This window comes from Blastococcus sp. SYSU DS0541 (assembly GCF_054050875.1).
In genome coordinates, this window is the sequence record NZ_JBJHAD010000010.1 from 44,620 (window position 1) to 60,990 (window position 16,371).

A 16,371-nucleotide genomic window follows, 5' to 3' on the forward strand; every position below is an offset into this window, starting at 1 on the left:
CCGGATCAGACGGTGAAGGCCGCGAGCAGCCGGTTGAGCTCCTTGGAGAGCCCGTCGAGCTCCCGCGCCGCGGAACGGGCCCGCTCGACGTCGGTGGCGCTGTCGTCGGCGTCGCGGCTCACCGAGGTGAGCGTGGTGGTGACGGCGCCGGCGCCCTCGGCCGCGGTGGCGACGCTGCGGCTGAGCTCCCGGGTGGTCGCCGTCTGCTCCTCGACCGCGCTGGCGATCGTCGTCTGGTGGTCGTTGATCGCCCGGACGACGTCGGCGATCCGCGAGATCGACCGCACCGCCTCGGTCGTCTCGGACTGGATGCCCTGCACCCGCTGGGCGATCTCCTCGCTGGCCTTGGCCGCCTCCTGGGCGAGGTCCTTGACCTCGTTGGCCACGACGGCGAAGCCCTTGCCCGCGTCACCGGCGCGCGCCGCCTCGATGGTGGCGTTGAGGGCCAGCAGGTTGGTCTGCTCGGCCACGCCCGAGATCACCTTCACGACGTCACCGATCTCCGCGGAGCTGGCGCCGAGCGCGGCGATCGTCGTCTCGGTCTGCTCGGCGAGCGCGGCCGCCTGACGGCCGACCTCCGCGGCCTCGGCGGCGCTGCGGGCGATCTCGGTGATCGAGGCGCCCATCTCCTCGGCGCCGGCCGCGGCGGAGGAGACGCTGCTGCTGATCTCCGACGCCACGCCGTGCGCCCCCTGGGCCTGGTCGCGGCTGCGGGCGGCCCGCTGGGCCAGGCCGTCGGCCACCGCGGACACCCCGGCCGCGGAGGCGGCGACCTCCTGCGCGCAGCGGTGGATGTCGCGCACCGTGCCGGCGACCTTGTCGACGAAGCGGTTGAAGGCGCCGGAGAGCTGCCCGACCTCGTCGTCGCGGGAGTCGTCCATCCGCTGGGTCAGGTCGCCCTCCCCGTCGGCGATCTCGGCCATCCGGTCGCGCAGGTGGGTCAGCGGCCGGGTCAGCCGGTGGCCGACCCACCGGGCGAGCACCCCGCCCAGCACGGCGATCACCAGGGCGGCGACGACCATGGCCCACACCATCGACGAGCGACCGGACTCCAGGGACTCCTCGGCGCCGGCGAAGTCGGCGTCGCGCGCGACGGTGGCGATGACCCAGTCCCAGGGGGCGTAGTAGGACACCCGGACGGTGGTCGGGCCGGCCTCGGGGTCGTCGTAGCGGACGGTCGCCTGCTCGCCGTCCTGGAGCGGCAGCGCGGCGTCGACGATCTGCCGCACGTAGGGGACGCCGTCGGCGTCCGTGGCGTCGAGCAGCTGTTCGCCGTCGCGGCTGCCGTCGGGGCTGATCAGGACCGTGCCGGCGCGGTCGCCGGTGCCGCCGTAGACCTCGACGTGGCCGTTCTCGCCGATGGTGGTGGCCTGCAGCCCCTCGCGGAGCGCGGGCAGGTTCTCCTGCTTCACCCCGACGTAGAGCACCCCGACCACGTCGCCCGCGGGCCCGAGGATCGGCTCGTAGGCCGACACCAGCCAGGAGTCGACGACGAAGGCGTTGCCGCGGTAGGTCTGCCCGCCGCTGACCGCCGCCGCGACCGGGTTGGGCTTGCCGTCGGGGTTCACCGCCGGGATGTAGGTGCCGATGGCGCGCGTGCCGGTGGCGGTCTGGACGTTCGTCGCCACCCGCAGGAAGTCGCCGGAGGGCGTCTTCTGGAAGATCGTGACGGTGGCGCCGACCATCTCCTTGATGGTGTCGACCACCGGGGTGGGGACGGCGGCGTCGCTGTTCTTCCCCAGCCATTGCCCCCCGACCAGCACGCGGGGCAGGGCGACGGGGGTGACCTCGCCGTTCATCTGGTTCTTGGCGTCCCAGGCGACCAGCCCGCGGCCGGAGTCGTCGACGGCGAAGCCGCCGGACTGCTGCAGGACGTATCGGGCGGTGGCCAGGTCCGAGTCGACCTTGGCGGCGGTCGAGGCGCCCTGGGTGGCGACGACGTCGTAGGTCCCGCGGGCCGCGCGGCTGATGTCCTCCTCGACGAGCGCGTCCATGTCACGGGCGGCGTCGTCGGCGAAGCGGCTGCTCTGCCAGGCGCTCACGCCACCCATGGCCACCCCGGTCACGGCCACGCTGGCCACCGCCAGCGCCACCACCTTGGTGCGGATGCCCCAGCCGGACGGCGTCGTCCAGGCGGGGAGGGAGGTCCAGCGCATCGTCGGCCTTCCGGGTCACGGCAGCGACCCGGTGTCGCTGCCAGGAGCTGTCTCGGCAGGTAACGGCCGGCCCGGTACCGGAGCGGGCGGGGTGGGACGGATCGTGACCTGCGGGTGACCGGGTGGGGCGCGATCCGGCCACCCGCCGCAGCCGGGGACGACGGCGGTGCCCGAAAGGCTGGACGGGGCGGTGACCTGCGGCATCATGGGCGGCACACCCGGGTGCCGCCCGGCCGGTTCCGCGGAGGGACGCATGCGCATCGGCATCCTGACCGGCGGCGGTGACTGCCCCGGCCTCAACGCGGTGATCCGTGCGGTCGTGCGCAAGGGCGTCGGCGAGCTCGGCGACGAGGTGATCGGCTTCCGGGACGGCTGGCGCGGCCTGCTGGAGGACGACGGCGTCCCGCTGGACCTGGCGTCGGTCCGCGGCCTGCTGCCGCGGGGTGGAACCATCCTGGGCACGTCCCGCACCAACCCCTACGCCGTCGAGGGCGGTCCCGAGCGGGTGCTGGACACGCTGCGGCGCTCCGGGGTCGACGCCCTCGTGCCCATCGGCGGGGAGGACACCCTCGGCGTCGCCGCCCGCCTGGCCGCGACCGGGCGGGTGCGCGTGGTGGGCGTGCCCAAGACCATCGACAACGACCTCGACGCCACCGACTACACCTTCGGGTTCGACACCGCCGTCGGCGTCGCGATGGAGGCCATCGACCGGCTGCACACCACCGGCGACAGCCACCACCGCGCCCTGGTCGTCGAGGTGATGGGCCGGCACGCCGGGTGGATCGCGCTGCACGCCGGCATGGCCGGTGGGGCCACGGTGATCCTCATCCCCGAGCACCCCTTCGACGTGGAGGCGGTCCTCGACCACGTGCGGCACCGGTTCGACTCGGGCTACTCGCCGATCATCGTCGTCTCGGAGGGGGCGCAGCCCAAGGACGGCGGCATGGTGGTCGCCACGGGGGAGAAGGACGCCTTCGGCCACGTGCGCCTGGGCGGGGTGGGCCCGGCGCTGGCCGCGCTGCTCGAGGAGCGGACCGGGCGGGAGGCCCGCGCCGTCGTCCTCGGGCACGTCCAGCGCGGCGGCACCCCGTCGCCGTTCGACCGGGTGCTCGCGACGCGGTTCGGCCTGGCCGCGGTGTCGGCGGTGCACGCGGGGGAGACCGGGGTCATGGTGGCCCTGCGGGGCACGGACATCGTCCGCGTCTCGCTGGGCGAGGCGACCGCGCAGCTCAAGCTGGTGCCCGCCGAGCGGTACGCGGAGGCCGAGGTCTTCTTCGGCTGAGACCCCCGAAGTGCGGAACCGGCGACACGGCCTCTGGTGGCAGCGGGTGTCCGCCGTACTCTCGGGGGCGTGAGCCTCCCCGAACCTGCCGAGCTGGTACCCGGTCTGGACCGGTGGCGGGAGCTGCCCGCCGCCCAGCAGCCGCGGTGGCCCGACCGCGCGGCCCTGGACGCCGTGCTGGAGACCCTGTCCACCGTCCCGCCGATCGTCGCCCCGAGCGAGGTCGACACGCTGCGCGCGCAGCTGGCCGACGTCGCCCAGGGCAAGGCGTTCCTGCTCCAGGGCGGCGACTGCGCGGAGACCTTCGACCTCAACACCGAGCCGCACCTGCAGGCCACCACGCGCACGATGCTGCAGATGGCCGTCGTCCTCACCTACGGGGCGAGCGTGCCCGTCGTCAAGGTGGGCCGGGTGGCCGGCCAGTACGCCAAGCCGCGCTCGTCGGACACCGACGCCCTCGGCCTGCCGTCCTACCGCGGCGACATGGTGAACTCGCTGGAGCCGGTCCTCGAGAAGCGGATCCCCGACCCGAACCGGCTGGTGCGGGCCTACGCCAACTCCGCCGCCGCCATGAACATGATCCGGGCCTACGCCCGCGGCGGCCTGGCCGATCTGCACGCCGTGCACGACTGGAACCGCGACTTCGTGGCCAACTCGCCGGCCGGCGTGCGGTACGAGGTCATCGCCCGCGAGATCGACCGGGCGCTGGCGTTCATGCGCGCCTGCGGCATCGACTCCGACGCCCTGCGCGGGGTGGAGCTGTTCAACTCGCACGAGGCCCTGATCCTCGACTACGAGCGGGCGCTGCTCCGCATGCACGAGGGCCGCCCGTACGCCTTGAGCGCGCACTTCGTCTGGGTCGGCGAGCGCACCCGGCAGATGGACGGCGCGCACATCGAGTTCGTCTCCAAGCTGGCCAACCCGATCGGCGTGAAGATCGGCCCGACGACGACGCCCGAGCAGGCCACCGAACTCGTCGAGCGCCTGGACCCCGACGGCATCCCCGGCAAGCTGACGCTGATCAGCCGCATGGGCAACGGCAAGATCCGCGACGTCCTCCCGGGCATCGTGGAGAAGGTGACCGCGAGCGGCCACCGGGTGGTGTGGCAGTGCGACCCGATGCACGGCAACACCCACGAGTCGCCGACCGGCTACAAGACCCGCCACTTCGACCGCGTCGTCGACGAGGTGCTCGGCTTCTTCGACGTGCACCGGGCGCTGGGCACCTGGCCCGGGGGCATCCACGTCGAGCTCACCGGTGAGGACGTCACCGAGTGCCTGGGCGGCGCGATGGAGATCAGCGACGAGGACCTCGACAGCCGGTACGAGACGGCGTGCGACCCGCGGCTGAACACCGGGCAGTCCCTGGAGCTGGCGTTCCTGGTCGCGGAGATGCTGCGTGGCTGAAGAACTCCCTGCCCCCCACCGCTCGCAGGCTCGCGGCGGGGCCCTGCAGGGGGCCGTAGACCTCCGGTCGGACACGGTCACGAGGCCGACCCCGGGCATGCGGCGGGCGATGGCCGAGGCCGAGGTCGGCGACGACGTCTACGTCGAGGACCCGTCGGTCACCGCGCTCGAGGAGCGGGTGGCGGAGCTGTTCGGGCACGAGGCCGCGCTGTTCGTGCCCAGCGGGACCATGGGCAACCAGATCGGGATGCGTCTGGTCTGCGAGCCCGGGCAGGAGGTCCTCTGCGACGCCGACGCCCACGTCGTCACCTACGAGATGGGCGCCGCGGCGGCGATCTTCGGGATCTCCACGCGCACCGTGGTGTCGGCCGGCGGGCGACTGGACGCCCGGCAGCTCGTCGAGCAGGTCCGGCCGCAGGACAACTGGCACCTCACGGCCACCGCGGCGATCGCCGTGGAGAACACGCACAACCGCGGCGGCGGGCTCGTGCAGCCGCTGGACCAGCTGCAGGAGCTCTGGGACTGGTCGCGGTCGGCGGGTGTGGCGGTGCACCTCGACGGGGCGCGGATCTGGAACGCGCACGTGGCGTCCGGGGTGCCGCTGTCCACCTACGGCGGGCTGGCCGACACCGCGTCGGTCTGCTTCTCCAAGGGCCTCGGGACGCCCGTCGGCTCGGTGCTGGTGGCGTCGGCGGAGCGGATCGCGACCGCGCGGCTCTGGCGCAAGCGCCTCGGCGGCGGCATGCGGCAGGTCGGCGTCCTGGCGGCCGCCTGCACCTACGCGCTCGACCACCACCTGCCCCGGCTGCGGGAGGACCACGACCACGCCCAACTCCTGGCCAAGCGGCTCGGCGTCGACCCGGCGTCGGTGGAGACCAACATGGTGGTGCTGGACGACGTCGAGGCGCCGATGCTCGCCGAGGCGGCGAAGGCCGAGGGCGTGCTGGTCAGCCAGGTCAGCGCCCGCAGGGTCCGGCTCGTCACCCACCTGGACGTCGACCGGGCCGCCGTCGAGCGCGCCGCCGACGTCCTCGCCGAGCTGCTCGACCGCTAGCGGGCCTCCGCGCCGGCACCCCGGGCCGTGCCGGCGTCGCGCCCGCTCGGGCCGCGTGCGCAGATCCCGCCAGGTCAGGCGGCGAGCGGGTCGCCGATCAGGCTGTTCAGCAGCTTGATGTCCGCGGCGTGGCCACCGCACGGGTCGCCGTCCCGCAGGCTCGGGGTCTCCACGACCATGGGCACCCCCGCCGTCGTGCGGTGCCGCACCAGCTCCGCGAACGGGCCGGTGCCGTAGGCGCCGGAGCCGATCAGGCCCTCACCGATGGTCGTGTGCCGGTCGCGCTTGGACCCGCAGGTGTCCAGCGAGTCGTTCACGTGCACCAGGCCGAGCCGGCCGGGGCCGACGGTCGCCTCGAGCGCGTCGAGGGTCGCCGACATGCCGCCGGGGACGGCGAGGTCGTGCCCGGCCGCCCAGGCGTGGCAGGTGTCGAAGCACACGCCGACGAGCGGGTGGTGCTCCAGCGCGGCGAAGTACGGGCCCAGGTCCTCGACGGTGGCGGCCAGCGCCTTGCCGCCACCGGCCGTCGGCTCGACCAGCAGCCGCGGCCCGTCGGGGTCGGCGGCCTCGAGCACGGGCAGCAGCTGCTCGTGCAGCTGGCGCAGCGCCGGCTCGTAGCGGTCCTCGCCCACGGCGGACCCGGCGTGCACCACGACGCCCTGGCAGCCCAGCTGCGCCCCGCGCCGGAGGTTGTGCGCGATCGACGCGATCGACTGGCTCACGGTGGCCTCGGTCGGGGAGCCGACGTTGACCAGGAACGGCGTGTGGATGAACGACGGCACTCCGCGCTCGGCGCAGCCGGCGGTGAACAGCGCGTCCTGCTTCGCGTCCCCGTCGGTCAGCTTCCAGCCGCGCGGGTTGCCCACGAACACCTGCACGGCGCGGGCGCCGACGGCGTCGGTGTAGGGCAGGCCGCCCTTGGCGAGGCCGCCCTTGATCTGGATGTGCGCGCCGATCGGCGGCACACCGGGGGGAACGTCCGACACGGGCCTATCCGAAGGAGAGCAGGATCGTCACGGGGGTGCCGCGCTCGACGCTCTCGCCGGCCGCGGGGCTCTGCCGCAGCACCCGGTTGCCGAAGAAACGCGTGGCCTCGACCTCGAGGCCCGCCTGCCGCAGGATCGACTCGGCCTCGTCGCCGCTCCGGCCGACCACGTCGGGCACGGTGACCAGCGGGACACCGGCCGAGACCTGGATGCGCACGGTGCTGCCGTAGGCGACCGGGCCGGCGCCAGGGCCCGGCTCGACCGCCATGACCTCGCCCTCGTCGACCTGGTCGCTGCGCCCGTCCTCGCCGCGCTGGACCACGAAGCCCAGCGCCTCGAGGTTCGACGTCGCCTGCTCCGGGGTCTGCCCGGTGACGTCCGGGACGGCGACCGGCGCCCGGCCCTGGCTCACCACGACCGTCACCACCTGGTCACGCTTGAGCGCGGTGCCGGCCGGCGGGTCGAAGGCGACGACGTGGCCCGCGGGCACCTGGTCGTCGAACGCCTGACCCCGGGTGAGCTGGATGGGCAGGTCGGCCTGCAGGCGCGCTTCCACGTCGTCGACGGGCAGGCCGACGAGCTCGGGCGCCACGGTGTAGCGCTCGAGGCCCTTGGAGACGACGACGCGGACGTCGGTGCCGCGGATGACCTCGCCCGAGGCCGGATCGGTGGAGATCACGACGCCCGCGGGCACCGTCTCGCTCCACTCCTGCACCACCGGGTCGGGGTCGAGGCCGGCGTCCTGCAGCAGGTCGATGGCCGCGCTCTCCTGCTTGCCGGTCAGCGCGGGGACGTCGGTCCAGCGCCCGGAGCCGAGCCACCAGCCGACCGCGCCCACCGTGATCGCCATCAGCAGGACGACGGCGATCAGCAGCCGGGCGCGGCGCCGGCGGACGTGGTCGGGCACGCCGGGGCGCGGCCGGGCCGGGCCGGGACGGCGGCCGTGCACGTCGGTCGTGGGCCCGGCGCCCATCCCGGGCAGCATGCTGGTGCGCCCCGACCGGGCCGCGCGGTCGGGGAGCACCGCGGTGCCGGGGTTGCTCGGGTGGCCGGGACGGGGGCGGGTCGACCGGTTGGTCGGCCGCAGCGTGCCGGGGCCGGCGCTCTGCCCGGTGGGCACCGGGACCGGCTCGATGCCGAGGTCGGTGCGGACGTCGGTGAGCTCGGCGAGGAACGCCCCGGCGTCCAGCGGGCGGCCGGCGGGGTCGCGGCGGGTGGTGCGGGCGACCAGCTCGTCGACCTGCCACGGCAGGCCGGGGACCTCGGCCGAGGGGGCGGGGACGTCGTGGTGCACGTGCTGGTAGGCCACCGCGAGCGGGGTGTCCCCGCCGAAGGGCGGGTGCCCGGTGAGCATCTCGTAGAGCACGATCCCGGCGGCGTAGATGTCGCTGCGCGCGTCGGCGCGGCCGCGCTCGAGCTGCTCGGGGGAGAGGTAGGCGACGGTGCCGATGAGCACCCCGCCGGTCTGGCTGGTCTGCCCGGTGCCGACGACGGCGCGGGCCAGGCCGAAGTCGGCCACCTTGACCACGCCGTCGACGCCGATCAGCACGTTCTCGGGCTTGATGTCCCGGTGCACGATGCCGGCGCGGTGGGCGGCGGTGAGCCCGGCGAGCACGGGCTCGAGGACGGCGAACGCCTCGCCGACGGTGAGCCGCCCGCGGGCGCTGAGCAGGTCGCGCAGCGTCCGGCCGCGCACCAGCTCCATGACGAGGAAGACCAGGCCCTGGTCGCTGCCCTGGTCGCTGACGCCCACGACGTTGGGGTGGCTGAGCATCGCCGCGGCCCGCGCCTCGCGGGTGAACCGGTCGACGAAGGTCGGGTCGTGCGCCAGGTGCTCGGCCATCACCTTGACGGCGACGGTCTTGTGCAGCCGGAGGTCGGTGGCTGCGTAGACGGTCGACATGCCACCCCGTGCCACCCGCTCCTCGAGGCGGTAGCGCCCCTCGAGAACGAGGCCGACCACGGGGTCGGTCACGGCGGTGTCCACACGGCCGAGTGTAGGAGCGCCGAGGGCGCTGGTCGCTCCACGACGCGGCGAAGGGTATCGACGGGGCGCCTGTGACGCATGTAGTCCCTCACGTCGGGGACCCCGTCCTCCTCACCGCCCGCACGGCGGCGGTGAGGAGGACGGGCTCTCTCACGCCAGCTCGAGGCCCGGGTAGAGCGGGTGCGCCGCGAGCAGCTCGGAGGCGGCCGCGCGGGTGCGCTCGGCGACGCCGTCGGCGACCACGTACTTCGCCTGCGAGGCGCGGCCGTCGCGGGTCGCGGTCGGGGTGGTGGCCGAGAGCACGTCGACGATCAGCTCCGCCGTCCGGTCGAACTCGTCGGCGCCGAAGCCGCGGCTGGTGAGCGCCGGGGTGCCCAGCCGGATGCCGGAGGTGTACCAGGCGCCGTTCGGGTCGGCCGGGACGGCGTTGCGGTTGGTGACGATGCCGGCGTCCAGCAGGGCGGACTCCGCCTGGCGGCCGGTGAGCCCGAAGCCGGTGACGTCGACCAGCACCAGGTGGTTGTCGGTGCCGCCGGTGACCAGCCGGGCGCCGCGCGCGGTCAGGCCCTCGGCGAGGCACTGGGCGTTGTCGGCCACCACCTGGGCGTAGCCGGCGAACTCCGGACGCCGGGCCTCGGCGAACGCCACCGCCTTGGCGGCCATGACGTGGGGGAGGGGCCCGCCGAGCACCATCGGGCAGCCCCGGTCGACGGCGTCGGCGAACTCGGGCTGGGCGAGCACGAACCCGCCGCGCGGGCCGCGCAGGGACTTGTGGCTGGTGCTGGTGACGATGTGCGCGTGCGGGACCGGGTCGAAGTCACCGGTCAGCACCTTGCCCGCGACGAGGCCGGCGAAGTGGGCCATGTCGACGACCAGGGTGGCGCCGACCTCGTCGGCGATCTCGCGCATCGCGGCGAAGTCCACCCGCCGCGGGTAGGCGGAGTAGCCGGCGACGAGGACGAGCGGCCGGAACTCGCGGGCCCGGGCGCGGACGGCGGCGTAGTCGAGCAGCCCCGTGGCGGGATCGGTGCCGTAGGACGACTGCTCGAACATCTTGCCGCTGATGTTGGGGCGGAACCCGTGGGTCAGGTGGCCGCCGGCGTCCAGCGACATGCCGAGCATCCGCTGGTCGCCCAGCGCGCGGCGCAGCGTCGCCCAGTCGGCGTCCGTGAGGTCGTTGACGTGCCGGGCGCCGGCCTGCTGCAGCGCGGGCAGCTCGACCCGCTGCGCGAGCACCGCCCAGAACGCGACGAGGTTGGCGTCGATGCCCGAGTGCGGCTGCACGTAGGCGTAGGGCGCGCCGAACAGCTCGCGGGCGTGCTCGGCGGCGAGCGCCTCGACGGTGTCGACGTTCTGGCAGCCGGCGTAGAACCGGTGCCCGACCGTGCCCTCGGCGTACTTGTCGCTAAACCAGTTGCCCATGGTGAGCAGCACGGCCGGGCTGGCGTAGTTCTCGCTGGCGATGAGCTTCAGCGAGCCGCGCTGGTCGGTCAGCTCCTGGCTGATCGCGTCGGCGACCCGCGGCTCGACGGCGCCGATCACCTCGAGGGCGCTGCGGTAGGCGGCCGAGGCGGCCGTGCCGTCGAAGGCGTGGGTGGTGCGGGGGGCGGTGGTCATGGGGGCTCCTGCGCAGGACGACGGATAGGTGCCCAGGCGCACGGCGACGGTGGTGCGGGCCGCTCCCCGGTGGTGGCCCACCTCGACGCGCCAGTCACGGCCCTCCGAGAGGTTATCGCGCCGCCACGACGGTATCGGCGGGCACCGACCGCACGTCGTCCAGCCCGCAGAGGACCATCGTGTGCTCGAGCTCCTCGGCGAGGCCCCCGAGGACCCGCGCCACGCCCTGCTCGCCGCCGGCGGCGAGCCCCCAGACGATGGGCCGGCCGAGGAAGACCGCCGACGCGCCCAGCGCCAGCGCGGTGAGCACGTCCGACCCCGAACGGATGCCGCCGTCGGCGTAGACCTCCACGTCCTCGCCCACGGCGTCGACCACCTCGGGGAGCGCCTGGGCGCTGCTGACCGCGGGGTCGACCTGCCGGCCCCCGTGCGTGGTGACCCACACCGCGGCGGCGCCGGCCTGCACGCAGCGGATGGCGTCGTCGCCCCGGAGCACGCCCTTGACCACCACCGGCAGCCCGGAGAGCTGGCCGAACCGGGCGATCTCGTCGAAGGTCCAGGTGCCGGTGGCCAGGCCGTCCAGGGTCGGCTCCTCGCCCTCCGGGGGCCGGTTGGCCATCCGCACGCCCGCGCGGTGCACGAAGTCGTGCCGCAGGTCGCGGCGGCGGCGCCCCAGCAGCGGGACGTCGACGGTCATGACCAGCGCGCGGTAGCCGGCGTCCCCGGCGCGGCGGGCGAGGTCGTCGGTGTGCCGCTCGGAGTGCAGCCGGTACAGCTGGAACCACTTCGGGCTGCCGGGGTCGACGGCGGCGACCTCCTCCAGGCTGGTGGTCGCGCTGGTGGACACGGTCATCAGGGCACCGCTGGCGGCGGCGCCGCGGGCGGTGGCCAGCTCGCCGTCCGGGTGGGCCATGGCCTGGTAGGCCCAGGGGGCGACGCCGATGGGGGTGCCCACCGGCGCGCCCAGCAGCTCGGTGGCCAGCGAGGCGGTGGTGGTGCCCCGCAGCACCCGGGGCCGGAGCCGCCAGGTGCGCCAGGCCGCCGTCGCCTCGCCCATCGTCGTCTCGGTCTCGGCGCCGCCGGCGTAGTAGTCGTAGACCGGCTCGGGGAGGAGTTCCCGCGAGCGGGCCTCCAGCCGCACCAGGTCGACGAAGGGCGCCTCCTGCCCGGGCTCCTCGGCGATCTCCGCCGCCTGGTCCTGCCCGGCCGGTCCCGGTACCGGGCTGCTCGCTGATCCACCGCTCGCCATAGGCTGACACTCTATGGACACGCTCACCCCCGCGGAGGTCGCCCAGCTGCTGGGCACCTCGCCGAACCGGGTCCGCCAGCTGCTGCGCGACCGGAAGCTGATGGCCGTCCCCGGCAGCGGGAACGGGAAGATCCCGGCCGCGTTCGTGCAGGACGGCGTGATCCTCAAGCACCTGCCCGGCCTGCTCACCGTGCTGAAGGACGGCGGCTTCACCGACGAGGAGGCCTTCGACTGGCTCTTCCGCGAGGACCCGTCCCTGCCCGGTACGCCGGTGCAGGCCCTGCGCGACGACCGGCACACCGAGGTCACCCGCCGGGCCCAGGCGCTGGCGTTCTGAGCCCGGTGCATCCGGGGCCGGTGCGGGAACGGAAGCCCGGGCCGTGGAGCAGCTGACGTACCTGGGCCTGCTGGCCGGCTGCCTGGTGGTGACCGCGCCGCTGGAGCTGGTGCTGGGCGTGCGGGTCTACGCCCGCTGGCGCCGGTTCCTGCTGGCGGCGCTGCCGGAGTTCGCCGTCTTCGTCGTGTGGGTGCTGTACGCGATCGCGCAGGGGCACTGGGACTACAGCGACGAGCTCACCCTCGGCGTCCGCCTGCCGGGTGGCATCCCGCTCGAGGAGGTGCTGTTCTTCCTCGTCGTCCCGCTGTGCTCGGTGCTCGCCCTGGAGGCGGTCCGGAAGGTGACCGGCTGGGACGCCGGCTATCCCGCCGAGGAGGCGGACCGGCGATGAGCTACTCCACGCTCGCCGTGCTCGCCGTCCTCGGCGTGCTCGTCGTCGACCTGGCCGTCTACCGCACGCGGATGGTCACCCGGCCGGTGTTCTGGGTCGCCTACGCGATCATCGTGACCTTCCAGCTGCTGATGAACGGCGTGCTCACCGGGCTGGACGTCGTCACCTACGACCCGGAGACCATCTGGGGGCCGCGCATCGCCTACGCGCCGGTGGAGGACCTGCTCTTCGGGTTCGCCATGGTCACCCTCACCCTGGCCACCTGGGCGGCGGTCAACCGGCGGGCGAACACCGCCAGGCGGCGCGGCTTGGACACCGACACCCGGCGGTCGAGCACCCGGTAGTCGGCGCGCTCGATCTCGGTGAGGATCCCGCCGTAGAGGGCGGTGGCCGCGCGCACGCAGTCGCGGGACTCCGGCGCGAGCATCGGGGTGCCGGGCGCGGCGTCGTCGTACCGGCGCCGGACGACGGCGACCATCTCCCGCATGAGCTCGCGGAAGCCGTCGTCGAACCGCTTCTCGGCCAGCTGCTCCCGGGTCACGCCGTGCGCGGCCATGGCGTCCTCGGGCAGGTAGACCCGCCCGCGGTCGACGTCCTCGGCGACGTCGCGCAGGAAGTTGGTCAGCTGGAACGCCTCGCCGAGCGCGATGGCGTGCGGCGCCGCCTCCTCGCGGGCCACGCCGGGCGCGGTGCCCAGCACCGGCAGCACCTGCAGCCCGATCACCGACGCCGAGCCCCACATGTAGCGGTCGAGGGCGGCCATGTCGGGATAGGAGTCGACGTCGAGGTCGCTGGTCATCGCGGCGAGGAAGTCGACGAGGTGCTCGACGGGGATCGCGTAGCGGCGGTAGGTGTGCACCAGGGCCAGCCGCACGGGGTCGTCGGACCAGCCGGTCTCCAGCTCGGTGAGCAGCGCCTTGGACCAGGTCATCAGGTCGCCGGCCGGGTCGGCGCCGGGGTGGTCGACGAAGTCGTCGGCCACCCGGGCGGCGGCGTAGAGGGCGTGCACCGCGGGCCGCCGCTCGGGCGTCAGCAGCCGGGTCGCCAGGTGGTAGCTCTTGCCGTGCTCGGCGGCGATCGCGGCGCAGTGCCGGTAGGCCGCGGCCAGCTGCTCCTGCCGGGCGGCCTGGGTGCCGGGGGGCTGCAGCATCAGCGCCCCACCGGCCCGGTGATCCGCTCGGCCGCCAGCCGGCCGCTGATGAGCACCATCGGCACGCCGACGCCCGGCTGCACCGACGACCCGGCCAGGACCACGTTCTCCGGGCCGCGGCGCGGGAGCGTGGACGGACGGAAGGGGCCGGTCTGGCCGAAGGTGTGCGCCAGCGCGAACGGCGTCCCGGCCGCCATGCCCTGCGCGGCCCAGGTGGCCGGGGTGTCCATGTGCTCGACCTCGATGGCGCCGGAGACGCCGGTGAGGCCGCGGGCCTCCAGCGTGGCCAGCAGCTCCCGCCGGTAGCGCGGCCCCAGGGTGTCCCAGTCGAGGTGCGGGTTGCCGCCGCTGCGCGGGTCGAGGTTGGGGGTGGGCGCGACGACGCTCACCACCTGCCCGCCGTCGGGGGCCAGCGACCGGTCGCTGCGCGACGGCATGCTGATCAGCAGGCTCGGGTCGCTCATGGGGCGGCCGTCGCGGGTGAGCTCGTCGAACACCCCGCGCCAGGAGTGACCGAAGCTGATCGTGTGGTGCGCCTGGTCGGGCAGCTCGGCCCGCACCCCGAGGTGCAGCGCGACGCAGGAGGGCGAGTAGACCGGTCGGCGCGGCCCGCGCAGCCCCGGCACCAGCGCGTGCGGTGCGTCGGTGGTGACGACGACGGCATCCGCGGGCAGCCGCTCGCCGCCGTCCAGCACCACCGCGCTGACGCGGTCGCCGCGGGTCTCCAGCTGCTCGACGCCGGCGCCGTAGCGGAAGCACACCCCGGCGTCGGCCGCTGCCCCGGCGAGGGCCCGCGGCACCGCGCCGATCCCGCCGACCGGGTGCCAGACGCCGGCGCCGATGTCGAGCTGGGCGATCACCGCGTAGGCGGCGATGGCGCGGAAGGGGGAGACCCCGGCGTAGAGGGCCTGGAAGCTGAACAGCCGGCGCAGCCGGTCGTCGGCGAAGTACCTGCCCACGTGCGTCGACAGCCGGCCGAACCCGCCGCGGCGGGCCAGCGTGACGAGCTCGGGGCCCAGCAGGTCCAGCGGCAAGTCCAGGTTGCGGTCGATGAACGTCCGGAGCTGCAACCGGTAGAGCTCGGCGAGGTCGGCGAGGTAGCGGCGCAGCGCATCGGCCTCCGCCGGCCCGCACAGGGCGGCGACCTCGGCGGCGAACGAGGCCGGGTCGGCGTGCACGTCCAGATGCGTGCCGTCGGCGAACTGCGCCCGGTAGCTGGTCTCCAGGCGGCGCAGCTCGAGCCGGTCCGCCAGCCGTTCACCGACGGAGGCGAGCGTCTCGGCCACGATCTCGGGCGCGGTGAAGACCGAGGGCCCGGTGTCCAGCGCGTAGCCGTCGCGCTCGATGCGGCCGGCGCGCCCGCCGGGGCCCTCGGCGCGCTCGACGACGGTCACCTCGCGGCCGGCGCCGCGCAGGCGCAGCGCGGTGGCCAGCCCCGCGAGCCCCGCCCCGACGACGACGACGCGGTCGGTGCGACCCGGGACGGTGCGGACCATCAGGCGGCGCGCGACGTCGCGGCGACCGCGAGCGCGTCCAGGGCCCGGCGGGCGTCCTCGGCCAGCGGCGACTCGGCGATCGCCTCGCGGGCCCGCGCGGTGCTGAGGGCGATGCGCTCCTCCACCCGGTCGCGGGCGCCGGTGGTGACCAGCAGCTCGCGGAGGGTCTCGAACTCCTCGTGCCCGGCATCGGGGTTGCCGAGCAGGTCGCCGAGCAGCCGGCGCCCGGCGTCGTCGGCCGCCTCCGCGGCCAGCGCCACCAGGAGGGTCTGCTTGCCCTCGCGCAGGTCGTCGTCGGCGGACTTCCCGGTGACCTCCGGGTCGCCGAAGACCCCGAGCAGGTCGTCGCGGAGCTGGAACGCCTCCCCGAGGGGCAGCCCGATGGCGCTGCAGGCCTCGACCGTGGCCGGCCCCGCACCGGCGATGGCGACGCCCAGCTGCAGCGGCCGCTGGACGGTGTACCCCGCGCTCTTGTAGCGGGCGACGGTCAGGGCGCCGTCGGGGCCCGGCAGCCCGCCGGCGGCGCGCAGCAGGTCCAGGTACTGGCCGGCGGTGACCTCGGTCCGCATGGTGTCCCAGACGGCGCGGGCGCGGCCCAGCGCCGCCTCGGAGATGCCCGAGCAGCGCAGCAGCTCGTCGGACCAGACCAGCGCGAGGTCGCCGACGAGGATCGCCGCGCCGACGCCGAAGAGCTCCTGGTCGCCGGTGAAGCCGTGGGTGGTGTGCCGGTCGGCGAACCCGACGTGCGTCGTGGGGCGCCCGCGCCGGGTGCCGGCGGCGTCCATGACGTCGTCGTGCACCAGCGCGCTGGCGTGCACGAACTCCAGGGCGGCGACCGCGCGGAGCACGGCGTCCTCGTCCTCGCCGGCGCCCGGGCCCTGGCCGCGGGCCCCGCGCCAGCCCCAGTAGGCGAAGGAGGGGCGCAGCTTCTTCCCGCCCGCGGCGACGGCGCAGACCTCGTCGACGACGGGGACGAGGCTGGCGTCCATCGCGGCGAGCGTGGCGCGCTGCTGGTCGAGGAAGCCGGTGAGGGCCTCGGCGACCGCGGCGCGCACCCGGTCGAGCTCGGCGACCGACAGGGGCGGGGCGAGGCGGGCGGACTCGCGCTGCTGCGCCCCGGCGATCATTGGTTCAGTATCGCCCGACCCGGTGGGGCGCCGCCCCACCAGCAGGGCGGCCGAGGTGGTCGGCTGCATGGTTCCTCCGTCGCTCGGTCGTCCGGGACAGGACCTCTTCGCCGCGAGTGGGCCCTCCGGATG

At 74.9% G+C, this 16,371-nt stretch carries 13 protein-coding genes, 1 pseudogene and 1 riboswitch; of the genes and pseudogenes, 6 read left to right on the forward strand and 8 right to left on the reverse strand.

The features are described from left to right. Nucleotides 1–5: 5 nt before the first annotated feature. Nucleotides 6–2,156, reverse strand: coding sequence for a methyl-accepting chemotaxis protein (locus ACI794_RS12450; protein WP_456601821.1), 2,151 nt, complete (start codon nucleotides 2,154–2,156; stop codon nucleotides 6–8). A gap of 253 nt (nucleotides 2,157–2,409) precedes the next feature. Between ACI794_RS12450 and ACI794_RS12455 the strand changes: the two genes are divergently transcribed. The 3 genes from ACI794_RS12455 to ACI794_RS12465 all read left to right on the forward strand — a co-directional run bounded on the left by ACI794_RS12455 (nucleotide 2,410) and on the right by ACI794_RS12465 (nucleotide 5,899). Further along, complete coding sequence (locus tag ACI794_RS12455) at nucleotides 2,410–3,438, forward strand: 6-phosphofructokinase (protein ID WP_456601822.1); 1,029 nt, start codon at nucleotides 2,410–2,412, stop codon at nucleotides 3,436–3,438. Nucleotides 3,439–3,507: 69 nt separating this feature from the next. Beyond that, a complete protein-coding gene (locus ACI794_RS12460) occupies nucleotides 3,508–4,845 on the forward strand; it encodes a class II 3-deoxy-7-phosphoheptulonate synthase (RefSeq protein ID WP_456601823.1) in 1,338 nt (445 codons plus the stop codon). Then, nucleotides 4,838–5,899: a threonine aldolase family protein gene (locus ACI794_RS12465; RefSeq protein WP_456601824.1), complete on the forward strand. Its 1,062-nt coding sequence runs from the start codon at nucleotides 4,838–4,840 to the stop codon at nucleotides 5,897–5,899. Before ACI794_RS12460 ends, ACI794_RS12465 begins: the two co-directional genes overlap by 8 nt. A 74-nt stretch (nucleotides 5,900–5,973) precedes the next feature. On the opposite strand, the gene ACI794_RS12470 is transcribed toward ACI794_RS12465, so the two are convergent. The 4 genes from ACI794_RS12470 to ACI794_RS12485 all read right to left on the reverse strand — a co-directional run bounded on the left by ACI794_RS12470 (nucleotide 5,974) and on the right by ACI794_RS12485 (nucleotide 11,738). Continuing rightward, nucleotides 5,974–6,885: a deoxyribonuclease IV gene (locus ACI794_RS12470; protein WP_456601825.1), complete on the reverse strand. Its 912-nt coding sequence runs from the start codon at nucleotides 6,883–6,885 to the stop codon at nucleotides 5,974–5,976. Nucleotides 6,886–6,889: 4 nt separating this feature from the next. Further along, complete coding sequence (pknB, locus tag ACI794_RS12475) at nucleotides 6,890–8,872, reverse strand: Stk1 family PASTA domain-containing Ser/Thr kinase (protein ID WP_456580937.1); 1,983 nt, start codon at nucleotides 8,870–8,872, stop codon at nucleotides 6,890–6,892. Between the two features lie 150 nt (nucleotides 8,873–9,022). Continuing rightward, a complete protein-coding gene (locus tag ACI794_RS12480) occupies nucleotides 9,023–10,489 on the reverse strand; it encodes a glycine hydroxymethyltransferase (RefSeq protein ID WP_456601826.1) in 1,467 nt (488 codons plus the stop codon). 23 nt (nucleotides 10,490–10,512) lie between these two features. Continuing rightward, nucleotides 10,513–10,597, reverse strand: a riboswitch (ZMP/ZTP riboswitch). 4 nt (nucleotides 10,598–10,601) lie between these two features. Further along, nucleotides 10,602–11,738 carry an alpha-hydroxy acid oxidase gene (locus ACI794_RS12485; protein WP_456601827.1) on the reverse strand — a complete coding sequence of 379 codons (1,137 nt, stop codon included), beginning with the start codon at nucleotides 11,736–11,738 and terminating at the stop codon, nucleotides 10,602–10,604. Between the two features lie 13 nt (nucleotides 11,739–11,751). On the opposite strand from ACI794_RS12485, the gene ACI794_RS12490 reads away from it, so the two are divergent. The 3 genes and pseudogenes from ACI794_RS12490 to ACI794_RS12500 form a co-directional block, all read left to right on the forward strand. Next, nucleotides 11,752–12,075, forward strand: a complete 324-nt coding sequence (locus ACI794_RS12490) for an Rv2175c family DNA-binding protein (protein ID WP_456601828.1) — start codon at nucleotides 11,752–11,754, stop codon at nucleotides 12,073–12,075. A 43-nt stretch (nucleotides 12,076–12,118) separates the two neighbouring features. Next, nucleotides 12,119–12,466 carry a lycopene cyclase domain-containing protein gene (locus ACI794_RS12495; RefSeq protein ID WP_456580933.1) on the forward strand — a complete coding sequence of 116 codons (348 nt, stop codon included), beginning with the start codon at nucleotides 12,119–12,121 and terminating at the stop codon, nucleotides 12,464–12,466. After that, a pseudogene (locus ACI794_RS12500) lies at nucleotides 12,463–12,672 on the forward strand (lycopene cyclase domain-containing protein); the annotation flags it as partial. The gene ACI794_RS12495 and the pseudogene ACI794_RS12500, both read left to right, overlap by 4 nt. On the opposite strand, the gene ACI794_RS12505 reads toward ACI794_RS12500, so the two are convergent. The 3 genes from ACI794_RS12505 to ACI794_RS12515 are packed head-to-tail and all read right to left on the reverse strand — an operon-like array spanning nucleotide 12,669 to nucleotide 16,308. Then, a complete protein-coding gene (locus ACI794_RS12505) occupies nucleotides 12,669–13,616 on the reverse strand; it encodes a phytoene/squalene synthase family protein (RefSeq protein ID WP_456616518.1) in 948 nt (315 codons plus the stop codon). The pseudogene ACI794_RS12500 and the gene ACI794_RS12505 overlap by 4 nt on opposite strands. Continuing rightward, on the reverse strand, nucleotides 13,616–15,112 hold the full coding sequence (gene crtI / locus ACI794_RS12510) for a phytoene desaturase family protein (protein WP_456616519.1): 1,497 nt from the start codon (nucleotides 15,110–15,112) through the stop codon (nucleotides 13,616–13,618). The genes ACI794_RS12505 and crtI overlap by 1 nt, the downstream gene beginning before the upstream one ends. Next, on the reverse strand, nucleotides 15,112–16,308 hold the full coding sequence (locus ACI794_RS12515) for a polyprenyl synthetase family protein (protein WP_456601831.1): 1,197 nt from the start codon (nucleotides 16,306–16,308) through the stop codon (nucleotides 15,112–15,114). Before ACI794_RS12515 ends, crtI begins: the two co-directional genes overlap by 1 nt. Nucleotides 16,309–16,371 lie beyond the last annotated feature (63 nt).

Coding starts and splice junctions, on each gene's coding strand:
- ACI794_RS12505 (WP_456616518.1), bottom strand. CDS start 13,616: ATGCTGCAGCCCCCCGGCACCCAGGCCGCCCGGCAGGAGCAGCTGGCC.
- crtI (WP_456616519.1), bottom strand. CDS start 15,112: ATGGTCCGCACCGTCCCGGGTCGCACCGACCGCGTCGTCGTCGTCGGG.
- ACI794_RS12455 (WP_456601822.1), top strand. CDS start 2,410: ATGCGCATCGGCATCCTGACCGGCGGCGGTGACTGCCCCGGCCTCAAC.
- ACI794_RS12485 (WP_456601827.1), bottom strand. CDS start 11,738: ATGGCGAGCGGTGGATCAGCGAGCAGCCCGGTACCGGGACCGGCCGGG.
- ACI794_RS12490 (WP_456601828.1), top strand. CDS start 11,752: ATGGACACGCTCACCCCCGCGGAGGTCGCCCAGCTGCTGGGCACCTCG.
- ACI794_RS12450 (WP_456601821.1), bottom strand. CDS start 2,156: ATGCGCTGGACCTCCCTCCCCGCCTGGACGACGCCGTCCGGCTGGGGC.
- ACI794_RS12480 (WP_456601826.1), bottom strand. CDS start 10,489: ATGACCACCGCCCCCCGCACCACCCACGCCTTCGACGGCACGGCCGCC.
- ACI794_RS12515 (WP_456601831.1), bottom strand. CDS start 16,308: ATGCAGCCGACCACCTCGGCCGCCCTGCTGGTGGGGCGGCGCCCCACC.